We start from the raw sequence: 16,172 nt of genomic DNA on the forward strand, positions 1-16,172 counted from the left end.
CTCTCTCTTATACCTAACTCCCTATAATTATAGGGAAAACGGTCCCGGAGGGAAGACATGAAGGTTGAAGGCTTCAAAAGCCAAGGGAGAAATGTAGGAGGCGGAGAGGTTACTTTCCGCATTGAGGAAGACAACCTGACTGTAATCGTGTCCGGAAAGCCCCGCAAGAGAAAAGACGGAGAGGAAGCTCCGGCTCCGATGGAGAATACCACGATAAAAATCCCGTTCAGCGAGCGCAACCTTAAAAGCATTTTCCGACTCGCAGTAGAGGGAAGAAACTCACTTATCGCAAAGGCCCTAAAAGAAAAAGACAACCAGGAGTTCGATGTCAAATTGAAGGGAGGAGAGGGAGTTTACGTCGGCTTCAGGTGTTACAGGTGGGGATACTCTATGCTTGCTGTGAACGGTAACGAAGAGGCCCTGTTGCTGATGAAGCCCAAAGAGTTCTACCCGGTTGCCGGCCTTATGGAGAAAATCACAATCACAAGACCGAAGAACTCGGCCGTGGTCAGCAGAGACCTCGACATACTCGTGTGCCAGGCCGATAAAGGAAAGCTGACGTTCAAAACCGTTGAGAACTTCGAGGAGGTTGCCGTAATCAACCAGAAACACCTCCTTTTATCCATGGCAGAGGACCTAACGGATAGAATAAGGATAGAAGACATGTATCCGGCCAGATTTGGACCGATAACCCTCTCAAGAAGGGGAGGCAGGAGCTTCCTGAAGGCGGACAGGTACTACGCAGTAACGAGGAAAGAACTTATAACCCTGCAACTTCTAACCAGAACCGCCCTTTCGTAGCGGAGGAGGACATGTGTACCTATTTCGAGGTTCTTGCAATCCTGGTAGGAGCATTCGCCGCATTTATATACGACCACTTCAAAGAGCAGCTGACAGTGCAGCAGGGAAGCAAAAGGTTGCTTCGCATCACCCCTGAGCTCTTCAGACGCCACCCGGACATGGAGAGGGAAGTTGAACGGATAATCAGCTTTCACCCTGAGGCAAGGGAGGAGGCCTTGAAAAACCTGGCCGAAATAGTCATCAGAAGAGAGAGGAGAAGAGTAGTAGTCCCATATGTGTTGTTCCTGGCATACCTCTTGTATTTATGTATCTTCAAAATAACATAGCCTACCAGGACTCACCGTGGAGGATAGCCTCTTCAATATCTCCGCGGTAAAACTTCTGGCGCCTCTCAACGATTTCAGAGGCGTCGCCCCACTCGTCAAACATTTCAATCAGAAGAATTACAAAAATCACCGAGTACTTGAAAATCAGCCAGAAGAGCTTCAGTGCCCTTATCATCGCTCACCTCCCTCGACGAAACTGACCCTATCCACCTTTTTCCTGAAGTCGAGAAGCTCTCTTTTAAGTTTATCGCAAAACTCGGCAGTTTCCTGGTCGGATAGACAGAAGTCCAAGTCAACAGGCCTACCTCCTGTGAGAACCGAGAAAAGGGAGTAAATAGAGAGGCCGACGGCGTAATCGACCGTGGCCTCTCTGCCGGAGAAATCTCCCCTTACAACCTCCAGCTTTGTTTTCCTCACCTTCACCCTAACGCCCATCTTTCGCCTCCGGTTTCCCTACAGAGATTGTGCCGTCGGAGTAGATAAAGGTCGGTGTGCCCGTAATCTCAAGGGAGCGGAGTTCTCTGGAGAGTTTCCGGAGAATGAGCTCTTCCTTCGAGAGATTCTGCCCGCAGGAATTGAGAAGCTCCCGCTTCTCGCGAGGAGAGTCCTTGAACCACTCCGCGACGACCTTCTCAAAGGGAGCTCTTTCCTCCTCTGCCTTCTTCAGAAGGCATGCGGCTATCCTCTCGCTGAGCTTCCCGTGAACAGGGAAAGGAACCGCCCTCAGGTCGTAAGAGGCCATGAGCTTCTTCATCTCTCCGCTCCTAACCGCCCTCTCGCAGTACGGACATAGGGGGTCAAAAACAACGTAGAGCTTCGGTTTCCCGGTATCAGGCTCCCGCAATCCGGCGGCCGCAACAAAGGACGAGTAGGCCCGTCTGAAGTCGGAAAGCTCCTCCGGAGAGAACGGTTTTACCTCCGTCTTTACCCTGCCCGCAGGATAGGGCAGGAAAAACTTTCCCTCCTTCACCATCGCCGTCGGTTCCGCAAAGTAGAGTTTTCCCACCCGATAGACTTTAAAAGTCTCCTTTACTCTTCCCCTCTTAACGGTCAGGCTGTAAACCTTCACATTTTCGGTCTTCTCCTTCACAAGGTGAAGCTCCCCCTTAACTCCGCCGGAGAGGACTACCTCCTCTGCCCCGGCGGGAGCTGCCGTAAGAGAAACTGCAAGAACCGTAAGAGCCACAGCAAACCTTTTCACTTCTCCACCTCCTTCAGTATCTTTTCGACAGCCTCCAGGACTGAAGCTCCGATAGGAGTCAAAGCGTAGTAGCACCTGTTATCCTTCCTACGCCTCCTGATAAGACCTGCACCCCTGAGCCAACTAATGTGCTGGCTCAGACTGCTCTGGGGAACGCCGAGCCTCAGGTAGAGCTCCGTCAGCCAGGTCTCTCCCCGCTCCTTCAAGAGAAAGAGAACAGCCAGCCTCAAAGGGTGAGCAGCTGCACGGAGAACATCTACGACCTCCTCAAGGGTTGCCCTGTCAACTCCTGTAGCAGTCTTCACATCTCCCTCCTTTCAAACACCGTTTTCCAGCCTTCCTTTTCTCTCACCTGAACCCTCGTCCACAGGGGAACCCTTCCGCCCTTCGCTCCCCTGATGAACTGCCTGTACACCCTCTTATCTTCCCCGACTCTCCAGACCTCAAGGTAGTCCGAGGAGTAGTCGGGCTTCCTCTCCTTAACCACCTTCAGAAGCTCCTCCACGTCTTACCTCCTCTTTGAATTGGCGGGGCACTAACGCCCCACCTTAACTGCCTTGGCAACTTTCCTCTTTTCCTTCTTAAAGGAGCGGGCCTCTTTAGAGGCGGGAACGCACCTTGCAGAGGCCCACTCCCTCAACCTCTCAATCTTCTCCCCCATCGTGGCCGAAAGGGGCTTTACGAACTCTTTAGCCTCTTTGAGGTCTATGCCGAGGGCCTTTGCCGTCCTGCAAAGGCTCTTTACCTCTGCTCCCGTCCAGCCTGCAAGCTCTGAGGGGGAGAGGGTTTTCTCAACTTCGAAGACGGAGCAGTAATAGCTAAGGAGCTCTTCAAGCTCCTTCTCAGTGGGGAGGTCAACGAAGAAGATTGCGTCCCACCTCTCTGCCCGCAGGAACTCGGGGGGGAGCTTTGAGACGTCGTTGGCCGTGGCAATAACGTAGGTGTCGCTGGTCCTGTCGTTGAGCCACTTGAGGAAGCTCCCGAAGACTCTCGCAGTCGTCCCCCCGTCGGTTGAGTTTGAGGAGGCAAGGCCAGAAAGGCCTTTCTCTATCTCGTCTATGAAGACTATACAGGGAGCCATTGCGTCAATGACTTTAAGAGCCTCTCTAATTCTCTGTTCGGAGCTCCCGACGAAGCGGTCAAAGACGGCTTCAAAGTTGAGGCTGACAATTGGAAGCCCCAGCTCCTTGCCGATAGACTTGGCAAGGAGGCTCTTTCCCGTTCCCGGGACTCCCAAAAGGAGAACTCCCCTTCCAAGGCCGCTGGTGGCCATCTTCTTTATGAACTCCCTTGCCCTTTCAAGGCCCTTGATTTCGTCAAGGTTTTCGGGGTGGTAGAGCTCCAGGACTGGGTTCTTCCTCACCAGTTGCTCTTTCTGGGAGAGAATAAACTCCCTCTTTACCTCCCCCGTCTCCACCACAGAGAGGGTGCAGGCACGGGAGAACTCAAAGAGGGTGAGTCCCCTGCCTGCACGGGAAATACCCTCGGCGTCCTCGGGAAGGGGAAGCTCGTTAACCTCGCAGATGTCCTTGAGAACACTAAGAAGCTCCTCTTCAGTCGGAAGCTCAAACTCCTCAACGGTTGTGTACCTCTCAAGCTCAGGCGGTAGTGCAGAGAGGTTGGGGGAGACGATTACGAAGGAGACCAGTCTTCCCTCGGTTTCAGAAACGGCGTTGAGAAGGGCCCTGAGAACCTCGGGGGAGGAGAGGAACTTGTCAAAGTCAAGGAGAATAATAACGGCCTGCTCTCTGTTTTTCCCGAAAACTATCGGGGAGAGGGGGTCTTGGTTGGGCTCCCTCTCACTCCAGCCCTCTCCTTCCCACTCTGAAATTCCCCGCTCAACGTCCCAGCAGTAGGTTGAGAAGCCTTCTAACCTCTCCTCAACTTCAGAGGCAAGGGCGTCCCTGAACCTGTCGTACTCAACGGTGGGAACCCAGATAACCGGGTAGTTGGCGGCAACTTTTCCTATAATTTTTCTCACGACACACCTCCTATTTCTTTAGCTTTGCTATCTTCGGGGCCTTCTTCTTGGCCCTGAGCTTTGCTACCTCCGTCCTCAGAAGAGCTATTTCCTCTGCGAACTCAAAGCCTTCATGCTGCAGAAACTCCAAGGTGGTCAGAAGCTCTTCAAGCTCCCTGACCGTCTTCTTAGCCCTTCCGGCAAGGCTTCTTGCCTTCTCCCTGAGCTTCTCTCCGATAACGTCAACCTGCCTCTCCCCGTAGTCAAAGAGGAAGATTGCAGGGGAGTAGGAGTTGACGATTTCGGCAAAGGCATCGAGCTTCGGGCTCTCCTTCACGATGTAGGTGTTCTTGGCCACGGAGTAGCCCGAAAGGTGAGGAACTACTTTGACGGCCGTGTATTCGGAAATCTCCCTTGAGCTCACTGTGTCCCTGTAATAGGAGAGCTTCCTCTCCCACCTCTCCAAAAGGTGGGTAAGGAGCTGGTAGTCGTCGGTGAGCGGGGAGATTTCGTAGCTCTCCTCGTCGGCGACTACCTCAAAGGCGGGAACGAACCTGCCCGCAAGGACGCCGATTAGGAACTTTTCCCTGTCCCCCACCTTTATCTTCTTTCCGACTACCTGCCCGTAGTCGGAAACCTGTTTATCCAGGTCTCTGGTCGCGTAGAGGACTGCCCTTGAGACGGCCCAGTCCTTCATCGGGGGCAGTCCTGCCTCCTTCAGCCTCTCCTTGAGCTCCTCTCTGGGAGCTCTCCAGAGTTCAAAGTCCTTTACCAGGATTTTTGCCATCGCCGCCTCCTTGTCTGCTCATCTACTATGATATTCCCTATAATTATGGTTGTCAAGTCAATTAGACTGCTTTTTGCCCGTCAAAAGGCTTGACAAGTGAAGAAGGACGGATTAGGTTGAGTGGTGAAAACGGCATAGAGGGAGGCAAAAGGTGAGCCACACGGTAAAGATGAAGGTAAAGATAAAGGACAAAGAACTTTTTAAGGCCGTTGCCCGCAGGCTCGGCCTTGAGGTAAAGGAGAACGCAGAGGTAAGGCTGTTTTCCTCAACCCACAGGGGGCTTGCCGTGAAGCTACCCGGGTGGAGGTACCCGGTAGTGGTTGAGGAGGACGGCAGCCTGGTTTACGACAACTATGGCGGAAACTGGGGAGACTTCAGGGAGCTCCTCAAGTTGGAGGAGGAGTACGTCAAGGAGCTGGTTGCAAGGGAAGCCCGCAAGAAAGGGCTTTCGGTTTACACAAAGAGAGCCAAGGACGGCTCTCTAATCCTTGAGGTCGGGAGGTAAGAGGTGAAGGAGAAGATGATAGTGGTGGTAAGGCCCGACGGGAGCGTTGAGATAGAGACCGTCGGGTTCAAGGGCAAGGCCTGCGTTGACTTTGCAAGGCCTTTTAAAGAGGCCCTCGGAGAGGTTGAAGCCGAAAGGAAAAAACCCGAATACTACGCAAGAGGAGAGGTGAAAAAGTGGCAGAGTCAAACTCTGGAATAGAGATAACCCTTGAGTGGTGGACGCCAGAGGGGGCGGAACTCGTCTGCTCCCTCTGCGGGCAGTGTAGAGGCTGGGAATGGAGGAAGGAGAACCCGATTGAGGCTTTAGAACTTCCTCCCTGCCCGATTGCAAGCAGCTGGTGCGGTTAGGAGGTGTGAGGTGAAGGTGGAGAGGTGGAAGATGGCTCTGAAGTGGCGGAAGGAGCTTATTGAAGCCTTTGCTCAAATAGTCAAAGGAGCAAAAAAGGTTAAGGTTGAAGAACCCGACGGTGATAAAAACCGCAGCTTTTTCGGCTACTTTAACTACTGCAACAAGGCCTGCCCGATTGTTGACTCCAGCTTTAACGTCAGGGCCGTTGAGGAGGCACGGGATAAGTTTGCCATTTCCCTTGAAGGAATTAGAAAGTTCAGGGAGCTACTGCTTGCGGTGAGGCCTTCAATCCGCTTTTACCTGGACGTTAACGAAAGCTACGAAACCGACAGTTATGTAACAACGTACGACAGCCTGTTTGTCGCAGTAAAGTTTACTATTTTCAAGAACCTGAGGGAGAAGCTGGAACTTCCCGTCGGAGAGCAGGAGTGGGAGGGAGAAGAAGCCTTTAAGGAGCTACTGAAGTTTCTGAACAGGCTGGAAGAAACCTTTGAGCGTCTCCTCAGGCAGGCTGAGGAGAGAATAGAGTGGCTCAACGAGCCCATATCCTCCTTTGAGGAGTTAAACGGCAGACCGAAGAAGGTAGAAGAAAGGAGAGCTCCAAAGGTAGCGTTAGTAGGAGGTGGAAAATGATTGGAGAGAGGGTAAAAATCCCCATCTACGTAGCAGAGGTAGAGAAGTTCGGGAAGAAGGCCTCAGCGGTGGTGTTTGCCACCCCCGACGAGGTTCTGGTAATGGAGTCTCCCGTTGACGGGGGGCTTGAGGAAGGGCTCAGAGAGGCCCTCAGAATGAAAGAGGCCTTCAGTAAGGTGGTAGAAGGGGAGTGGGTGATAACGGTGTCCCCGGGAGACTACGAGAGGGCAAAGAAAATCCTGCCCGCAGAGAAGATTGAGACCTGTTCCTACAACCCTGCCTACTCTGTTGCAGCAGAACGCTGTTTGGGGGAGAGGTAATGAAGAAGACGATTACGGTGAGAGGAGAAACCGTCCAGTTGCTCGAGAAGCTCGAGGAAAAGACGACCTCGAAGTCAACTGCCGGAGCAGTCGGTCTATCGGTTGCCATTACCGATAGAGTGATTGAGGCCATGGAGAACAGGTGGGTGTTCCTCTCCTGTTACTTCAGAGAGATTTTCGGGTTAGAGGTTCCGATACCCCGTTTTCCGGAAAAAGCAGTTGAAGATTTCGTCGTTGACCTAATTTACCTTTCCCTGAACAGAGAGAGACCTGAAGGCTCGGAGTTCCTTATATTATTCGGAGAGGAGCTTGCAAAAAGAGCAGGGCTTCCGGTAAGGGAGACGGCCATGAAGCTCTCCCAGGTATTCTGGGGAATTTGCTGCGTCTGTGAAGGAAAGATGGGCTGGGAGGTCTTCTCCCCGGAGTGCAGGGAGAGGTGGAAGGAGCTTCTAATCGCAGAGGAGGTGAAACATGAGGGCTGAAATTGCAGTTGCACTCCTTGAGGCAGTTGCAGGAATGAGGCCGGGAGGCGGGCCCTTAAAGGGGTTGGTTTTCTGGCTCTACGTTGGAATAGCCCACCTGCTACTGGTGAGAGTGAGAGATTAGGACATCTGCTAACCATTAGCTTTCATTAACCTTCAGGGCTTCTTCCCTATCCCTTGCCCTGAAGAGGGTAAGTTCCCCCAACCCCTCTACGACGGCCCAGAAGGGGGCAAGGCCCCCTAAAGGACAAATTCCCTTTTCCTCTCAATCTCCCTCAGGCCTTCCCTGTCGGGGTCAATTCCTGCCTGCCTGAGGGCCTTCTCAAACTGGCGGTACTTCCGCCAGTCAAGGCTGAAAAACTCCTCCTTGGGTAGGGAGAGCTTCTCCACTATCTCCCACACCTTCCCGGAGTTCCACTTCTGCCTCTCCCTCTCAACCCAGCCAATCGTCTTGCCGTTCCACTTGGCAGGGCCGGAGAGCTCTTTCCTGAGGAGGCCTTTAACCTCTTTGAGCTCCTCAGATAGCTTCTGATACCTGATTAGGAGCTCCCTTGCCTCCTCTGAAAGGGGAGACTCTTTCTCCTCCCCCTTCCACTCTATTCCGGGACAAAGGCCTGCGTCCTTGAAAACGCAGTAAGAGCACTCCCACGGGTAGCGGGGTGCTCTTTCCTCCCGGAACTTCCTGACGATTTCCTTAAACTCCTCCTCGCTAACGGCGGGCACTTCCCTGACGACGTAAACCTTTTTGTGCCTGCCGTTCACCTTGAGGAGGGTTTTCACAAACAAATACTGCTCTACCTCTTTGTCGGGGTAGAGCTTTTGCAGGACAAACTTCTGCATGCCCGCCTGCTTTAGGTAGTGGGCTGGCAGGTAAACCGTGCAGTCCTCGTCAAAGACAACTTTCGGAACTTCGTCAAGGTTCCGGTAGGGGAACCTATCGCTCACGAAAGTCATCTTCGTGTGCTTCAGCTCAATCCCGACGACTTTGCCGGGGAGCTCAATGAAGGTATCAAGGTGGCCTTCAATCTTTACTCCCTCAATCTCCAGAGGGAGCACTTTCTCTTCTTCAAAGCTCTCTCCGAACATCTCTCTGAGAACGGCCTTGAACTCCCTCTCAAAGAGGTAGCCGTCCTCAATCTCAAGGGAGTCTGCCCTGAGGTCTGGATACTTCTGCCTCAGCTCCCACTTAATCGGGCAGTAGAGGAGAGAACTAATGCCCACGGCTCCCTCTGAGTAGGAGAGCTCCCTCTCTCCCTGTGCCCTTTCAGAGAGTTTCTCAACTACCTTCTCAAAGAGCTCTTTCATCTTCCACCTCCTCACTTGATTTTGGTTTAAGCTCTCAGGACAAGCCCCGGAGAGCCTCTCCGGAGAGCTTAAAGGGGAAGCCCGCACAGGGCGGGCTGGTTTACTTGTAGTCCTCAAGGTCAAGGTACGCCTCAACGTAGCCGTACTCTACCCAACCGCAGGACTCGCATTTAGCTTTTTTGTTTTCCCCGCTGATGGTCCAACTGACCTTAACGGCAAACTCCCCACATTTGGGGCACTTGTAGATACGGCCTTCAACTGCTTCCATCTTCCACCTCCTTGATTAACGTCTAACCTCAAAAGTGGGGCTACCGTTCAACCAGTAGCTCCGCCTGAGAGTCAAAACTTTTCCAGAGGGTAGGGTTATCTCCCATTCCACCCTCTCTTGTTCGTAGTCCCAAGGGTTAGTCTCGTAATAACAGCGGGCCTTATACCTGCCCGCAAGTCTCTTGACTCTCTCTCTCCACTCCATCTTCCACCTCCTCCTGATTTTCAGGCGTTCAGAGGAAATCCTGCCCGCAGGAACAGAACCTCCCCTCAAAGCCCGATTTGTTAGGGGGAGAGGGGGACAAGCCCCCTCAAAACCTAATGGTCAAAACTCTCAACTATCGCCACCGCAATGGTGGCGATAGCGGTGAGGAAGCGGGAGAGTTCCCACCTCCTCACTTCTTTTGCGGCTTCTTCACCCGCCTTCTGTAAGTCAACTTCCTCTTCGCCCAGAACGATAATTCTGGGCTCAGGCCTGCCCGCCTCTTTCACCATCTTCCACCTCCTTAATGATTTTCCTCTGGTGCCAGACGGACTCTCCCATCTGAAAAGCCCGCCTCGCTCCAGAGAAAAGAGGGACGGGCAGGCCGCCCCTATCTGATAAACCTTGCCAACACTTTCCCTACCTTCCACAGGTCGTTTTCGTCCTTGAGGTGCAGGAACCTGTGGAAGTTCTCCATGTACTTTGCCACCTCCTCGTAGGGGTAGCCGTGCTCCCCCTGAACGTAGAGGCCGATGAGGGTTTTCTTCTTCGCAAGCTCCCTGATGGCCTCTACGTCCTTTCTCTCAACAAAGCAGCCGTCCGTGATTACAAGGATAACTTTACTCCTTAAATGGGGAACGGCAGAGCGGAAGTTCTCTACCCAGCCGTTGGGGTAGAAGGAGAAGGCAAGCTCCGACCACTTCCCCTCGTAATCGCCCTTGATAAACAAGGGCTTCTTAGAGTAATCCACGGTCAGCATAACCCTGAAACGCAAGTTGCTCACCTTTTCAGCCTCCTTCAGGAGGCTGAGAATCTTCCTCACGTAGGCGTGTTCTCCGTCCTCGTTGTGAAGGCTCTCTATACACCTCATACTCCCGCTCCCGTCCACCACTACGTCAATGCAGTAGGGAGCAGGAGCTCTCTTTGGAGCTACGAAAAAGTCCTCGTAGCCCCTGACAAATCTTCTCACGTCAAGCCTCGTTCCCTCCTCGGCATACCTCCTGCCTCTATCGGCAGGGGGGAAGAAGGAGAGAAACTTCCTGAGAACTCCACGGGAGATGGAGGGAACTGAAGGGGAGTCGGCAATCCACCCCTCACCTATCGCCCTCTCTATCTCCTCTACGGAGTTGTACCTCCCCATACAGAAGCTCTCTGCCATGTCGGCCCTCTCCCTCTCTGTTCGGGCTTCCCCGGGGGACATTTCGTCGTCGGCAAGGGGGCGGAGCTCCTTTCCTCTCTCTCCAAACTCCCCGAATACGGCCGAATCGGGGACTTTAACCTCCCCTAACTTTTCAGGGGAGAGTTTTCCGCCCTCATCTACCAGCTCCCCCAGAGAGGGGAAGGAGAGACGGCCGCCGTCAACGGGGAAGTACTTTGCCTGAAAGAGCTTGCAGGCCTTGTAGAGGGCGATTAGTTTCTCTCCACCCTTCTTACCCGCAAGCCCTACTGCCTCCCTAACCAGCAGGTAGAGGTCGTTTAAGAACTCCTCCACTCCGTAGCCGTTTACTTCCTTGACGGAAATTTCCTTACTCAGAGCCTCCTCAAGGCTCTCAACGGTCGGCTCCGCTCCCCACCAGTGAAAGGCCACGCAGGCGGGGTAGGCAAGCTCCTCTCCCGAACCGATTGAGATGGAGTAGAGGTTGTCAACGGCCCAGCGGGCTACTTTTTCAAATCCTGCCCGCAGTTTCGGAAGAATAGAGGCCATGCTCTCCTCTATCCTCCTGTCCTCAATCAGGTTCCAGACTGGAAATACCTCCCAGTCCGACGGGGTAAACCTGACGTGGCCGATTTCGTGGGCCACCATTGCCTCGGCCCACCACTCAAACCTCTCTATCGGCTCCCGCCACTTACCGCCGTAGCAAATCGCTACAACCCTGTGTTCCGGATGGTAGTAGGCGGGAGCCCCTTCGTCGTCCTTGAAGCGGACGACTATCCTCTTGCCGGGGCCCTGAAGGAGCTTCGCAAAGCTCCTTATTCCTTTTAAGTGGGGGATTTGCTCCTCAATAGGGAGCTTCCACCCCCACAGCTTCCCGGCCTCCTCAAGGTAGAGGCCTCTTTCCCCTTTCCAGCTCTCAAGAGTCCACTCTGCTACCTTCATCTTCCACCTCCTCTTTGAGTTTTTTCAGAGCCTCAGAACAGCTCCCTATCGGAGCTCTCCTCAAGCCCTGAATAAAAAGGGGGCGGGCAGGCCGCCCCTCTAAAAGACGGTTTCAATCAGCTTCTTCAGGCCTGCCACCTGCTCCTCGTTGGGGGTTCCGTCCATCTCCGCCCCCACGAGGCCGTACAGCCACGTGCAGGCGGCGGCCTCCTCAGGGGAAAGCCCTCCCTTGACTACCATCTCAGCCCAGTTGAGTAGGCTGGCTGTGTCAAGGGGGAAGTCGTACTCTCCCCTCTTTACGGCCTCTCTCTGGAGGTTGGCCACCTTGACCATCTTCTCGGCCACTTCCTTTGAGAGGCCGGTCCTCTTAACGATTAGACCTGCCTCAAGCTCAGGAGGCAGGTAGTAAAACTGAATTTTTGACTCAAACCTTCTCATCAAGGCGGGGTCAAGGGGGTGAACCTGATACGCCCCGCCCTCGTTCATCGCCCCGATGAACCTGAGGTTCTCAATCGGGGCCTCAATCGTTTCCCCCGTCAGGTGGTTGTAGAGAGTGTACTTCCCGCCTGACGGGTTCATAACTCCAATGAGAATGTTGAGATGCTTTGAGGGTATCCTGTTAATTTCGTCTATGAACAGGATTACCCTCCCCTTCTGGGCAAGGCGGAAAGCCTTTGTGAGCTTCCCGTCCACCCACTCAATAGAGTCTCCTTTCTTCACGAAAGCCCCAAGGAAGTCTATGTCCTGGAGGCTTTCGCTACCTGCTACGTAGCCCAGCTTGTAGCCCAGCTCCTTGGCTACTTCCCTCACCAGAACGGTTTTTCCCGTTCCGGTGGGGCCTTTGAGTAAAGCGTTCTTGTTGAGCTTCAGGGCAGTTAATAACTGCCCCTTTTGAGGGCCTACGAAGCCCTCAGTTTTGACCTCTGCTTTCGCAGAGGCCTTTGGCCCACCTGAGAGCTTCACCTTCTTCGGGAGCTCCTCGGGGGGTTCTATAACTCCGGCCGCCATTGCCCAATAGACGGCCCAGATGTGCTTGCAGCCCCCCTTGGCCCTGCTCCTCTGGTCTTCGCAGTCGCAGGACCAGGAGCTCCCATCGTAGCGAACCGTGTGCTCCTTGCCGTCGTAAACGACCCGGTAAGTCCCAGGGGCGACAAGGCTTTCGTCAAGTATCTCGGCCTTCCTCAGGAGCTCCTTACCCGCCTGAGAGCGGGTTTTTCCGTTCTTGTAGCGGTAGTCGTTGGGTTCAACAACCTTTACAGCCATATTCCACCTCCTCACTTGATTTTTCAGACCCTCAAGGCAAGCCCCGGCAGAGCCTCCCCTGAAGGCCCGAAAAACAAAAAAGCCCGCACAGGGCGGGCTCTCTTTCCTAATCCCACACTCTCCGAACTCTCCTTCCCTCTATGACCTTCCTCACTACCGGTTTAAAGTGAGGGTGGGGGAGAATTAAGACGCTGTGCTCGTGGTGAACGACTTTAACCGTCCCATCATCGCCCACCACAGCCCGGTGGTTTTCGGGCAGGGAGTAGTCGGTAATCTTCTTCCTTTTGCTCTTTAGCTCCACAAAGAAGACGTCCCCCTGCCTGTAAACCCGCCTTCCTTCTCTTTCGGCCTTTTTAACCTCGGCGGGCTTCAGCCATTCAAGGGCTTCCTCCACGGTTTGAACCTGTGGAGAAACCCTTTCCACGAAACTTGAGCCGTCGTCGTAGCCAGCAAGGTAGGAGAACTCTCTCCACCTGCCGAAGTCAAGCCCACTACGGTAGAGAGTGTAGCGAACAAGAACTGCAAAGCCATTCTCCGTAGGCTTTGCGTCAAGCTCGTAGGTGAGGCGGTTGAGGTGGTTTGTGCTCTCATACTTGCCCGCATAAACTCTTACGCGGGCAGTCTTGTTTTTCCTATTCACCCAGACCTCCGGCCTGAAGTCTTCGGGTCTCGGGTGAACCCTTACCTCGTCCACCTCCTCAACAAAAACCTTCCACTCCCCAAGCTGGAGGAGCGTTCCCTCAGACGGGGAGCTTTGCTTTTTGGGAGTCTCTACTGTTTGTGCTACCAGAAGCCTTTTTAGGGCCTCCTCTGGAGAGAGCCTCTTTTTGCGGAGCTCCCTCCTCAGCTCCCTTGCAACATCGCACTTACCCTCAAAGTTCCTGAGAGTTCTGAGGAGCTTTGTTCTTGACATCTTTACGGCCATCTTCCACCTCCTCCTTGATTTGGTTAAAGGCTCAGGTAAAGCCCCGTAGGGTAGAGCCTTACCTGAACCTTTAGAGGGGGAAGGGCGGGCAGGCCGCCCTAAAGAAAAAGAAGTGCCGCTTTAAGCTCATTAACGAGAGAGGGGAATCTGTCGGCATAGTCCTCAACGCTCTTCGGAAAGGGAAGAGGCTCGTTGAAGATAAGCTCAAACTTCTCTTTTTCCCCTCTCCAAAGGAAAGTAACCCAGAGTTCTTTTCCGGGGAGTTCCTCAATTCTCAGCAGACTGGGGACTTCATATCCAGGGTAAAACCACCCCTCATAAACTTTCCTAATGTCCCAGCCTGCTCTCCACAGAGCGTAGAGGAACGCTACCACGCCCTTCTTCACAGGCGTAGCTTTCTCCCACTCCTCTTTGCTCAAAGGAAGCTCAATGTAAGCGGGAGAATCCACCTGAGAGAGTGCTTCAAAAAACTTCTCTACCATCTTCCACCTCCTTACTGATTTCTTTCGGGTTCAGCTCGGCTCCCCACGCACCTGAGAAGCCCAGCAGAGCCCGAAATGGGAAGGGCGGTAGAACCGCCCTAATTGAGCTTGGCTACATCTTCCGATATAGTCCTCCCAACCTTCGCAAAGCTCCAAAGCAAAAGGAGCAATGCAAGGTCGTCTTCGTCTTCTACCTTCAGGAGAACAAGTAAAGTGGCAGGAAGCTCTGAAGTCTTCATGTTCCTCCTCCTCATTTGATTTCCCAGAATTCAAAACAACCCCCCTTTAGAGAGGAGCTCTCCTGAACTCTGGGAAAGTTTTGGTGGGAGTGAAGTAGAGGGAGAAGGCCGGCCTGTCCGGCCTACACCAGACGGGCGAGGATTTCGTAGAGTTTTTCTACCGGAACTTCTTTGATACGCTCCACTATCTCATACTCAAGCTCTCCCCTTGGAGCGTACTCGGGGAGATAAACTGTAATTTCCTCACCATTGCCGTAGTCCTCATATTCAGAGTAATCGTAGTCATAGCGGACTACGGCAATAGCGTTCTCATTAAGAAAGTCGCCGACATAGACGTCGGCTTTTTCTTCAACATCAGGGGTATGGTTTGCCGCATACCCCTGATAGTAGTACCCGTACGGCACCTGGGTAGAGGTCCCGTTGTCGTAAACGACAAAATACTTCACGAGGTGCGTGGAGCTCGCACAACAGCTATCCCAGCCTTCGTACCAAGACTGGGCACTCGCTAAATTTTTAAACTCCTCCTTCCTCCACTTCACCTCAATCTCAGGAGAAGCCTCTACGCTCTCCTTAATCTCCTCAAGGGCCTTCTTGATAAGTCCTACTTTTTCAACCGCTTTCGCAAGCATCATCTTCCACCTCCTCTTTGATTTCTTCAAGGGTTCAAACAAACCCCCGCTCTGCCCGCAGAGGCTTGCCTGAAACCTTGAGAGGGAAAGGCGGGACAGGCCCGCCCAGCATACTTACTTAATCTTGTATTCTTCGCAAAACTCCAGTAGTTTGGACAATGGCCACTCCCTTAGTCGGCCGAGTCCATTTTCCTTTGTAAATTCAGCATACGCCTTCTTAATAGCGGAGTCGCCTGATTTCAGCTTCTCTGCTATCCTGTTATAACAGTCGTAGAACTTGCCGAGCTCCCCCTCGTAAGCCACTCGGCCTACGGAAAGCATAGCAAGCCCTTTCTGGACGGCGTCGGTAATTGCTCCTTTCAGAGCATCACCAACGTTATCGTTTCTACTACCTCCAAACGCCTCTCTGGAGGCGATAACGTCGCCGTCCTTAATCCACACCTTTATTCTCACGAATGCGTAAGAGTTCATTCCCTTGCCCTCAAGGCTCTGCACCTGAGAGTCAAGGATTTCATAGCCCCAGTTTTCAGGGCCAAAAACTTTATTCATGCTGTCAAAGACAGCTTGAGGTAAGAAGCCGTACAAAACCCTCTTACCTCTGTCAATTTTCTGGATAACCTTGAAGCCTTGGTTATCCAACTCCTTATTGACCTTCTCAACCAGCTCCCAGAGCTTCCTTTCCATTTTCCACCTCCTCTAATTGATTTTCAGAGTTTCAGAACAGCCCCCGGAGCTCCAGAAGCTCTCCTGAAACCCTGAAAGAGAGAGGAAGGGCGGGCAGGCCGCCCTAAAACTAAAACTCAAAATCTTCTTCTACTTCCTCTACCGTGGGAGCTTCATTCTTGCTCCCACTTTTACCGTTCCCACCGAGGAGCTGAAGGTTATCAACCTTGATTACAACCCTGCTCCTCTTTTGGCCGTCCTTGCTCTCCCAGCGTTCCTGCTGGAGAGAACCACTGATAAAGACGGCCTTTCCTTTCTTGAGGTACTCAGACAACTTGCTGTTCTTGCTCACGAACATAAAGCAGTCAAAGAAGTCAGCGTTCTCTTTATCTCTATCAACGGCGATAGAGAACTTAACGATATTAGCTTTCTCGCTAACTTCCTTGACCTCGCAGTCCTTTACAAGCCTTCCTACGCCTGCAACTACCATAGCCATCTTCCACCTCCTCGTGAGTTTTATAGGGTTTCAGAGCAGTCCCCCCAAGCAGAGGAACTCCCCTCAAACCCTGCGGGCAGAAATAGAAAAGGCTGGTTGCCTTAGAGAAGGCAACCAGCCACCTTTCTTTGCAAAAAAGCTTTGTGAAAAACAGAATAAACGACTTCAGAGAGAGACGGAACAAAAACTGAAAAGCCCTAAAGGCTTCGGAAATTCCAAACTCTTTCTCCTGTAAAG

Annotated in this window: 27 protein-coding genes; 8 read left to right on the forward strand and 19 right to left on the reverse strand. The window is 52.9% G+C overall.

The window, feature by feature from the left end; translation table 11 throughout:
- Window positions 1-57 precede the first annotated feature (57 nt).
- Both THEAM_RS09200 and THEAM_RS09205 read left to right on the forward strand, forming a co-directional pair.
- On the forward strand, window positions 58-801 hold the full coding sequence (locus THEAM_RS09200; RefSeq protein ID WP_013524965.1) for a hypothetical protein: 744 nt from the start codon (window positions 58-60) through the stop codon (window positions 799-801).
- Between the two features lie 11 nt (window positions 802-812).
- A complete protein-coding gene (locus tag THEAM_RS09205) occupies window positions 813-1,127 on the forward strand; it encodes a hypothetical protein (RefSeq protein ID WP_013524966.1) in 315 nt (104 codons plus the stop codon).
- Between the two features lies 1 nt (window position 1,128).
- Here THEAM_RS09205 and THEAM_RS09685 read toward each other — a convergent pair whose 3' ends face one another.
- Genes THEAM_RS09685 through THEAM_RS09235 form a run of 7 tightly spaced genes read right to left on the reverse strand, consistent with a single transcriptional unit; the run spans window position 1,129 to window position 5,075 of the window.
- Window positions 1,129-1,302 carry a hypothetical protein gene (locus THEAM_RS09685; RefSeq protein WP_013524967.1) on the reverse strand — a complete coding sequence of 58 codons (174 nt, stop codon included), beginning with the start codon at window positions 1,300-1,302 and terminating at the stop codon, window positions 1,129-1,131.
- On the reverse strand, window positions 1,299-1,562 hold the full coding sequence (locus THEAM_RS09210) for a hypothetical protein (RefSeq protein ID WP_013524968.1): 264 nt from the start codon (window positions 1,560-1,562) through the stop codon (window positions 1,299-1,301). Before THEAM_RS09210 ends, THEAM_RS09685 begins: the two co-directional genes overlap by 4 nt.
- Window positions 1,552-2,328 (reverse strand): thioredoxin domain-containing protein, encoded by a 777-nt coding sequence (locus THEAM_RS09215; protein ID WP_013524969.1) that lies wholly within the window; start codon window positions 2,326-2,328, stop codon window positions 1,552-1,554. The genes THEAM_RS09210 and THEAM_RS09215 overlap by 11 nt, the downstream gene beginning before the upstream one ends.
- The gene (locus THEAM_RS09220; protein WP_013524970.1) at window positions 2,325-2,633 is read right to left on the reverse strand and encodes an ArsR/SmtB family transcription factor; all 309 of its coding nucleotides are present in this window, start codon (window positions 2,631-2,633) and stop codon (window positions 2,325-2,327) included. Before THEAM_RS09220 ends, THEAM_RS09215 begins: the two co-directional genes overlap by 4 nt.
- A complete protein-coding gene (locus THEAM_RS09225) occupies window positions 2,630-2,833 on the reverse strand; it encodes a hypothetical protein (protein WP_013524971.1) in 204 nt (67 codons plus the stop codon). Before THEAM_RS09225 ends, THEAM_RS09220 begins: the two co-directional genes overlap by 4 nt.
- 30 nt (window positions 2,834-2,863) lie before the next feature.
- On the reverse strand, window positions 2,864-4,309 hold the full coding sequence (locus THEAM_RS09230) for an AAA family ATPase (RefSeq protein WP_013524972.1): 1,446 nt from the start codon (window positions 4,307-4,309) through the stop codon (window positions 2,864-2,866).
- A 10-nt stretch (window positions 4,310-4,319) separates the two neighbouring features.
- Window positions 4,320-5,075: a hypothetical protein gene (locus THEAM_RS09235; RefSeq protein ID WP_013524973.1), complete on the reverse strand. Its 756-nt coding sequence runs from the start codon at window positions 5,073-5,075 to the stop codon at window positions 4,320-4,322.
- Window positions 5,076-5,226: 151 nt separating this feature from the next.
- Here THEAM_RS09235 and THEAM_RS09240 point away from each other — a divergent pair, with 151 nt between their 5' ends.
- The 6 genes from THEAM_RS09240 to THEAM_RS09835 all read left to right on the forward strand — a co-directional run bounded on the left by THEAM_RS09240 (window position 5,227) and on the right by THEAM_RS09835 (window position 7,490).
- Entirely contained in the window at window positions 5,227-5,580 is a 354-nt protein-coding gene (locus tag THEAM_RS09240; protein ID WP_013524974.1) for a hypothetical protein, read from the forward strand.
- A 3-nt stretch (window positions 5,581-5,583) separates the two neighbouring features.
- Window positions 5,584-5,781 (forward strand): DUF2997 domain-containing protein, encoded by a 198-nt coding sequence (locus THEAM_RS09245; protein WP_013524975.1) that lies wholly within the window; start codon window positions 5,584-5,586, stop codon window positions 5,779-5,781.
- Between the two features lie 159 nt (window positions 5,782-5,940).
- Window positions 5,941-6,564: a hypothetical protein gene (locus THEAM_RS09250; RefSeq protein WP_013524976.1), complete on the forward strand. Its 624-nt coding sequence runs from the start codon at window positions 5,941-5,943 to the stop codon at window positions 6,562-6,564.
- Window positions 6,561-6,884, forward strand: a complete 324-nt coding sequence (locus tag THEAM_RS09255) for a hypothetical protein (RefSeq protein ID WP_013524977.1) — start codon at window positions 6,561-6,563, stop codon at window positions 6,882-6,884. The genes THEAM_RS09250 and THEAM_RS09255 overlap by 4 nt, the downstream gene beginning before the upstream one ends.
- Window positions 6,884-7,366 carry a hypothetical protein gene (locus tag THEAM_RS09260; protein ID WP_013524978.1) on the forward strand — a complete coding sequence of 161 codons (483 nt, stop codon included), beginning with the start codon at window positions 6,884-6,886 and terminating at the stop codon, window positions 7,364-7,366. The genes THEAM_RS09255 and THEAM_RS09260 overlap by 1 nt, the downstream gene beginning before the upstream one ends.
- Window positions 7,356-7,490, forward strand: coding sequence for a hypothetical protein (locus THEAM_RS09835; protein WP_013524979.1), 135 nt, complete (start codon window positions 7,356-7,358; stop codon window positions 7,488-7,490). Before THEAM_RS09260 ends, THEAM_RS09835 begins: the two co-directional genes overlap by 11 nt.
- A gap of 116 nt (window positions 7,491-7,606) precedes the next feature.
- Here THEAM_RS09835 and THEAM_RS09265 read toward each other — a convergent pair whose 3' ends face one another.
- The 12 genes from THEAM_RS09265 to THEAM_RS09305 all read right to left on the reverse strand — a co-directional run bounded on the left by THEAM_RS09265 (window position 7,607) and on the right by THEAM_RS09305 (window position 15,935).
- The gene (locus tag THEAM_RS09265; protein WP_013524980.1) at window positions 7,607-8,671 is read right to left on the reverse strand and encodes a hypothetical protein; all 1,065 of its coding nucleotides are present in this window, start codon (window positions 8,669-8,671) and stop codon (window positions 7,607-7,609) included.
- Window positions 8,672-8,771: 100 nt separating this feature from the next.
- Complete coding sequence (locus tag THEAM_RS09690; RefSeq protein WP_013524981.1) at window positions 8,772-8,939, reverse strand: hypothetical protein; 168 nt, start codon at window positions 8,937-8,939, stop codon at window positions 8,772-8,774.
- A gap of 15 nt (window positions 8,940-8,954) precedes the next feature.
- Window positions 8,955-9,143 carry a hypothetical protein gene (locus THEAM_RS09270; RefSeq protein ID WP_013524982.1) on the reverse strand — a complete coding sequence of 63 codons (189 nt, stop codon included), beginning with the start codon at window positions 9,141-9,143 and terminating at the stop codon, window positions 8,955-8,957.
- A gap of 113 nt (window positions 9,144-9,256) precedes the next feature.
- Window positions 9,257-9,433, reverse strand: coding sequence for a hypothetical protein (locus THEAM_RS09695; protein ID WP_013524983.1), 177 nt, complete (start codon window positions 9,431-9,433; stop codon window positions 9,257-9,259).
- Between the two features lie 98 nt (window positions 9,434-9,531).
- Window positions 9,532-11,238 carry a hypothetical protein gene (locus THEAM_RS09275; RefSeq protein ID WP_013524984.1) on the reverse strand — a complete coding sequence of 569 codons (1,707 nt, stop codon included), beginning with the start codon at window positions 11,236-11,238 and terminating at the stop codon, window positions 9,532-9,534.
- A 99-nt stretch (window positions 11,239-11,337) separates the two neighbouring features.
- Window positions 11,338-12,501, reverse strand: a complete 1,164-nt coding sequence (locus THEAM_RS09280) for an AAA family ATPase (protein WP_013524985.1) — start codon at window positions 12,499-12,501, stop codon at window positions 11,338-11,340.
- A gap of 106 nt (window positions 12,502-12,607) precedes the next feature.
- A complete protein-coding gene (locus tag THEAM_RS09285) occupies window positions 12,608-13,426 on the reverse strand; it encodes a hypothetical protein (protein WP_013524986.1) in 819 nt (272 codons plus the stop codon).
- Window positions 13,427-13,524: 98 nt separating this feature from the next.
- A complete protein-coding gene (locus THEAM_RS09290) occupies window positions 13,525-13,908 on the reverse strand; it encodes a hypothetical protein (RefSeq protein ID WP_013524987.1) in 384 nt (127 codons plus the stop codon).
- Window positions 13,909-14,006: 98 nt separating this feature from the next.
- A complete protein-coding gene (locus tag THEAM_RS09700) occupies window positions 14,007-14,147 on the reverse strand; it encodes a hypothetical protein (RefSeq protein ID WP_013524988.1) in 141 nt (46 codons plus the stop codon).
- A gap of 122 nt (window positions 14,148-14,269) precedes the next feature.
- Complete coding sequence (locus THEAM_RS09295; protein WP_013524989.1) at window positions 14,270-14,779, reverse strand: hypothetical protein; 510 nt, start codon at window positions 14,777-14,779, stop codon at window positions 14,270-14,272.
- A 111-nt stretch (window positions 14,780-14,890) separates the two neighbouring features.
- Window positions 14,891-15,460, reverse strand: a complete 570-nt coding sequence (locus THEAM_RS09300; RefSeq protein WP_013524990.1) for a Rad52/Rad22 family DNA repair protein — start codon at window positions 15,458-15,460, stop codon at window positions 14,891-14,893.
- A gap of 109 nt (window positions 15,461-15,569) precedes the next feature.
- Window positions 15,570-15,935, reverse strand: a complete 366-nt coding sequence (locus THEAM_RS09305; RefSeq protein WP_013524991.1) for a single-stranded DNA-binding protein — start codon at window positions 15,933-15,935, stop codon at window positions 15,570-15,572.
- Window positions 15,936-16,172 lie beyond the last annotated feature (237 nt).

This window comes from Thermovibrio ammonificans HB-1 (assembly GCF_000185805.1).
Lineage (GTDB): Bacteria > Aquificota > Aquificia > Desulfurobacteriales > Desulfurobacteriaceae > Thermovibrio > Thermovibrio ammonificans.

What these genes read in the sequence shown, in the direction of transcription:
- THEAM_RS09200 (WP_013524965.1), top strand. Translation starts at nt 58, where the DNA reads ATGAAGGTTGAAGGCTTCAAAAGCCAAGGGAGAAATGTAGGAGGCGGA.
- THEAM_RS09205 (WP_013524966.1), top strand. Translation starts at nt 813, where the DNA reads ATGTGTACCTATTTCGAGGTTCTTGCAATCCTGGTAGGAGCATTCGCC.
- THEAM_RS09685 (WP_013524967.1), bottom strand. Translation starts at nt 1,302, where the DNA reads ATGATAAGGGCACTGAAGCTCTTCTGGCTGATTTTCAAGTACTCGGTG.
- THEAM_RS09210 (WP_013524968.1), bottom strand. Translation starts at nt 1,562, where the DNA reads ATGGGCGTTAGGGTGAAGGTGAGGAAAACAAAGCTGGAGGTTGTAAGG.
- THEAM_RS09235 (WP_013524973.1), bottom strand. Translation starts at nt 5,075, where the DNA reads ATGGCAAAAATCCTGGTAAAGGACTTTGAACTCTGGAGAGCTCCCAGA.
- THEAM_RS09255 (WP_013524977.1), top strand. Translation starts at nt 6,561, where the DNA reads ATGATTGGAGAGAGGGTAAAAATCCCCATCTACGTAGCAGAGGTAGAG.
- THEAM_RS09260 (WP_013524978.1), top strand. Translation starts at nt 6,884, where the DNA reads ATGAAGAAGACGATTACGGTGAGAGGAGAAACCGTCCAGTTGCTCGAG.
- THEAM_RS09835 (WP_013524979.1), top strand. Translation starts at nt 7,356, where the DNA reads ATGAGGGCTGAAATTGCAGTTGCACTCCTTGAGGCAGTTGCAGGAATG.
- THEAM_RS09265 (WP_013524980.1), bottom strand. Translation starts at nt 8,671, where the DNA reads ATGAAAGAGCTCTTTGAGAAGGTAGTTGAGAAACTCTCTGAAAGGGCA.
- THEAM_RS09690 (WP_013524981.1), bottom strand. Translation starts at nt 8,939, where the DNA reads ATGGAAGCAGTTGAAGGCCGTATCTACAAGTGCCCCAAATGTGGGGAG.
- THEAM_RS09270 (WP_013524982.1), bottom strand. Translation starts at nt 9,143, where the DNA reads ATGGAGTGGAGAGAGAGAGTCAAGAGACTTGCGGGCAGGTATAAGGCC.
- THEAM_RS09695 (WP_013524983.1), bottom strand. Translation starts at nt 9,433, where the DNA reads ATGGTGAAAGAGGCGGGCAGGCCTGAGCCCAGAATTATCGTTCTGGGC.
- THEAM_RS09275 (WP_013524984.1), bottom strand. Translation starts at nt 11,238, where the DNA reads ATGAAGGTAGCAGAGTGGACTCTTGAGAGCTGGAAAGGGGAAAGAGGC.
- THEAM_RS09280 (WP_013524985.1), bottom strand. Translation starts at nt 12,501, where the DNA reads ATGGCTGTAAAGGTTGTTGAACCCAACGACTACCGCTACAAGAACGGA.
- THEAM_RS09285 (WP_013524986.1), bottom strand. Translation starts at nt 13,426, where the DNA reads ATGGCCGTAAAGATGTCAAGAACAAAGCTCCTCAGAACTCTCAGGAAC.
- THEAM_RS09290 (WP_013524987.1), bottom strand. Translation starts at nt 13,908, where the DNA reads ATGGTAGAGAAGTTTTTTGAAGCACTCTCTCAGGTGGATTCTCCCGCT.
- THEAM_RS09700 (WP_013524988.1), bottom strand. Translation starts at nt 14,147, where the DNA reads ATGAAGACTTCAGAGCTTCCTGCCACTTTACTTGTTCTCCTGAAGGTA.
- THEAM_RS09295 (WP_013524989.1), bottom strand. Translation starts at nt 14,779, where the DNA reads ATGATGCTTGCGAAAGCGGTTGAAAAAGTAGGACTTATCAAGAAGGCC.
- THEAM_RS09300 (WP_013524990.1), bottom strand. Translation starts at nt 15,460, where the DNA reads ATGGAAAGGAAGCTCTGGGAGCTGGTTGAGAAGGTCAATAAGGAGTTG.
- THEAM_RS09305 (WP_013524991.1), bottom strand. Translation starts at nt 15,935, where the DNA reads ATGGCTATGGTAGTTGCAGGCGTAGGAAGGCTTGTAAAGGACTGCGAG.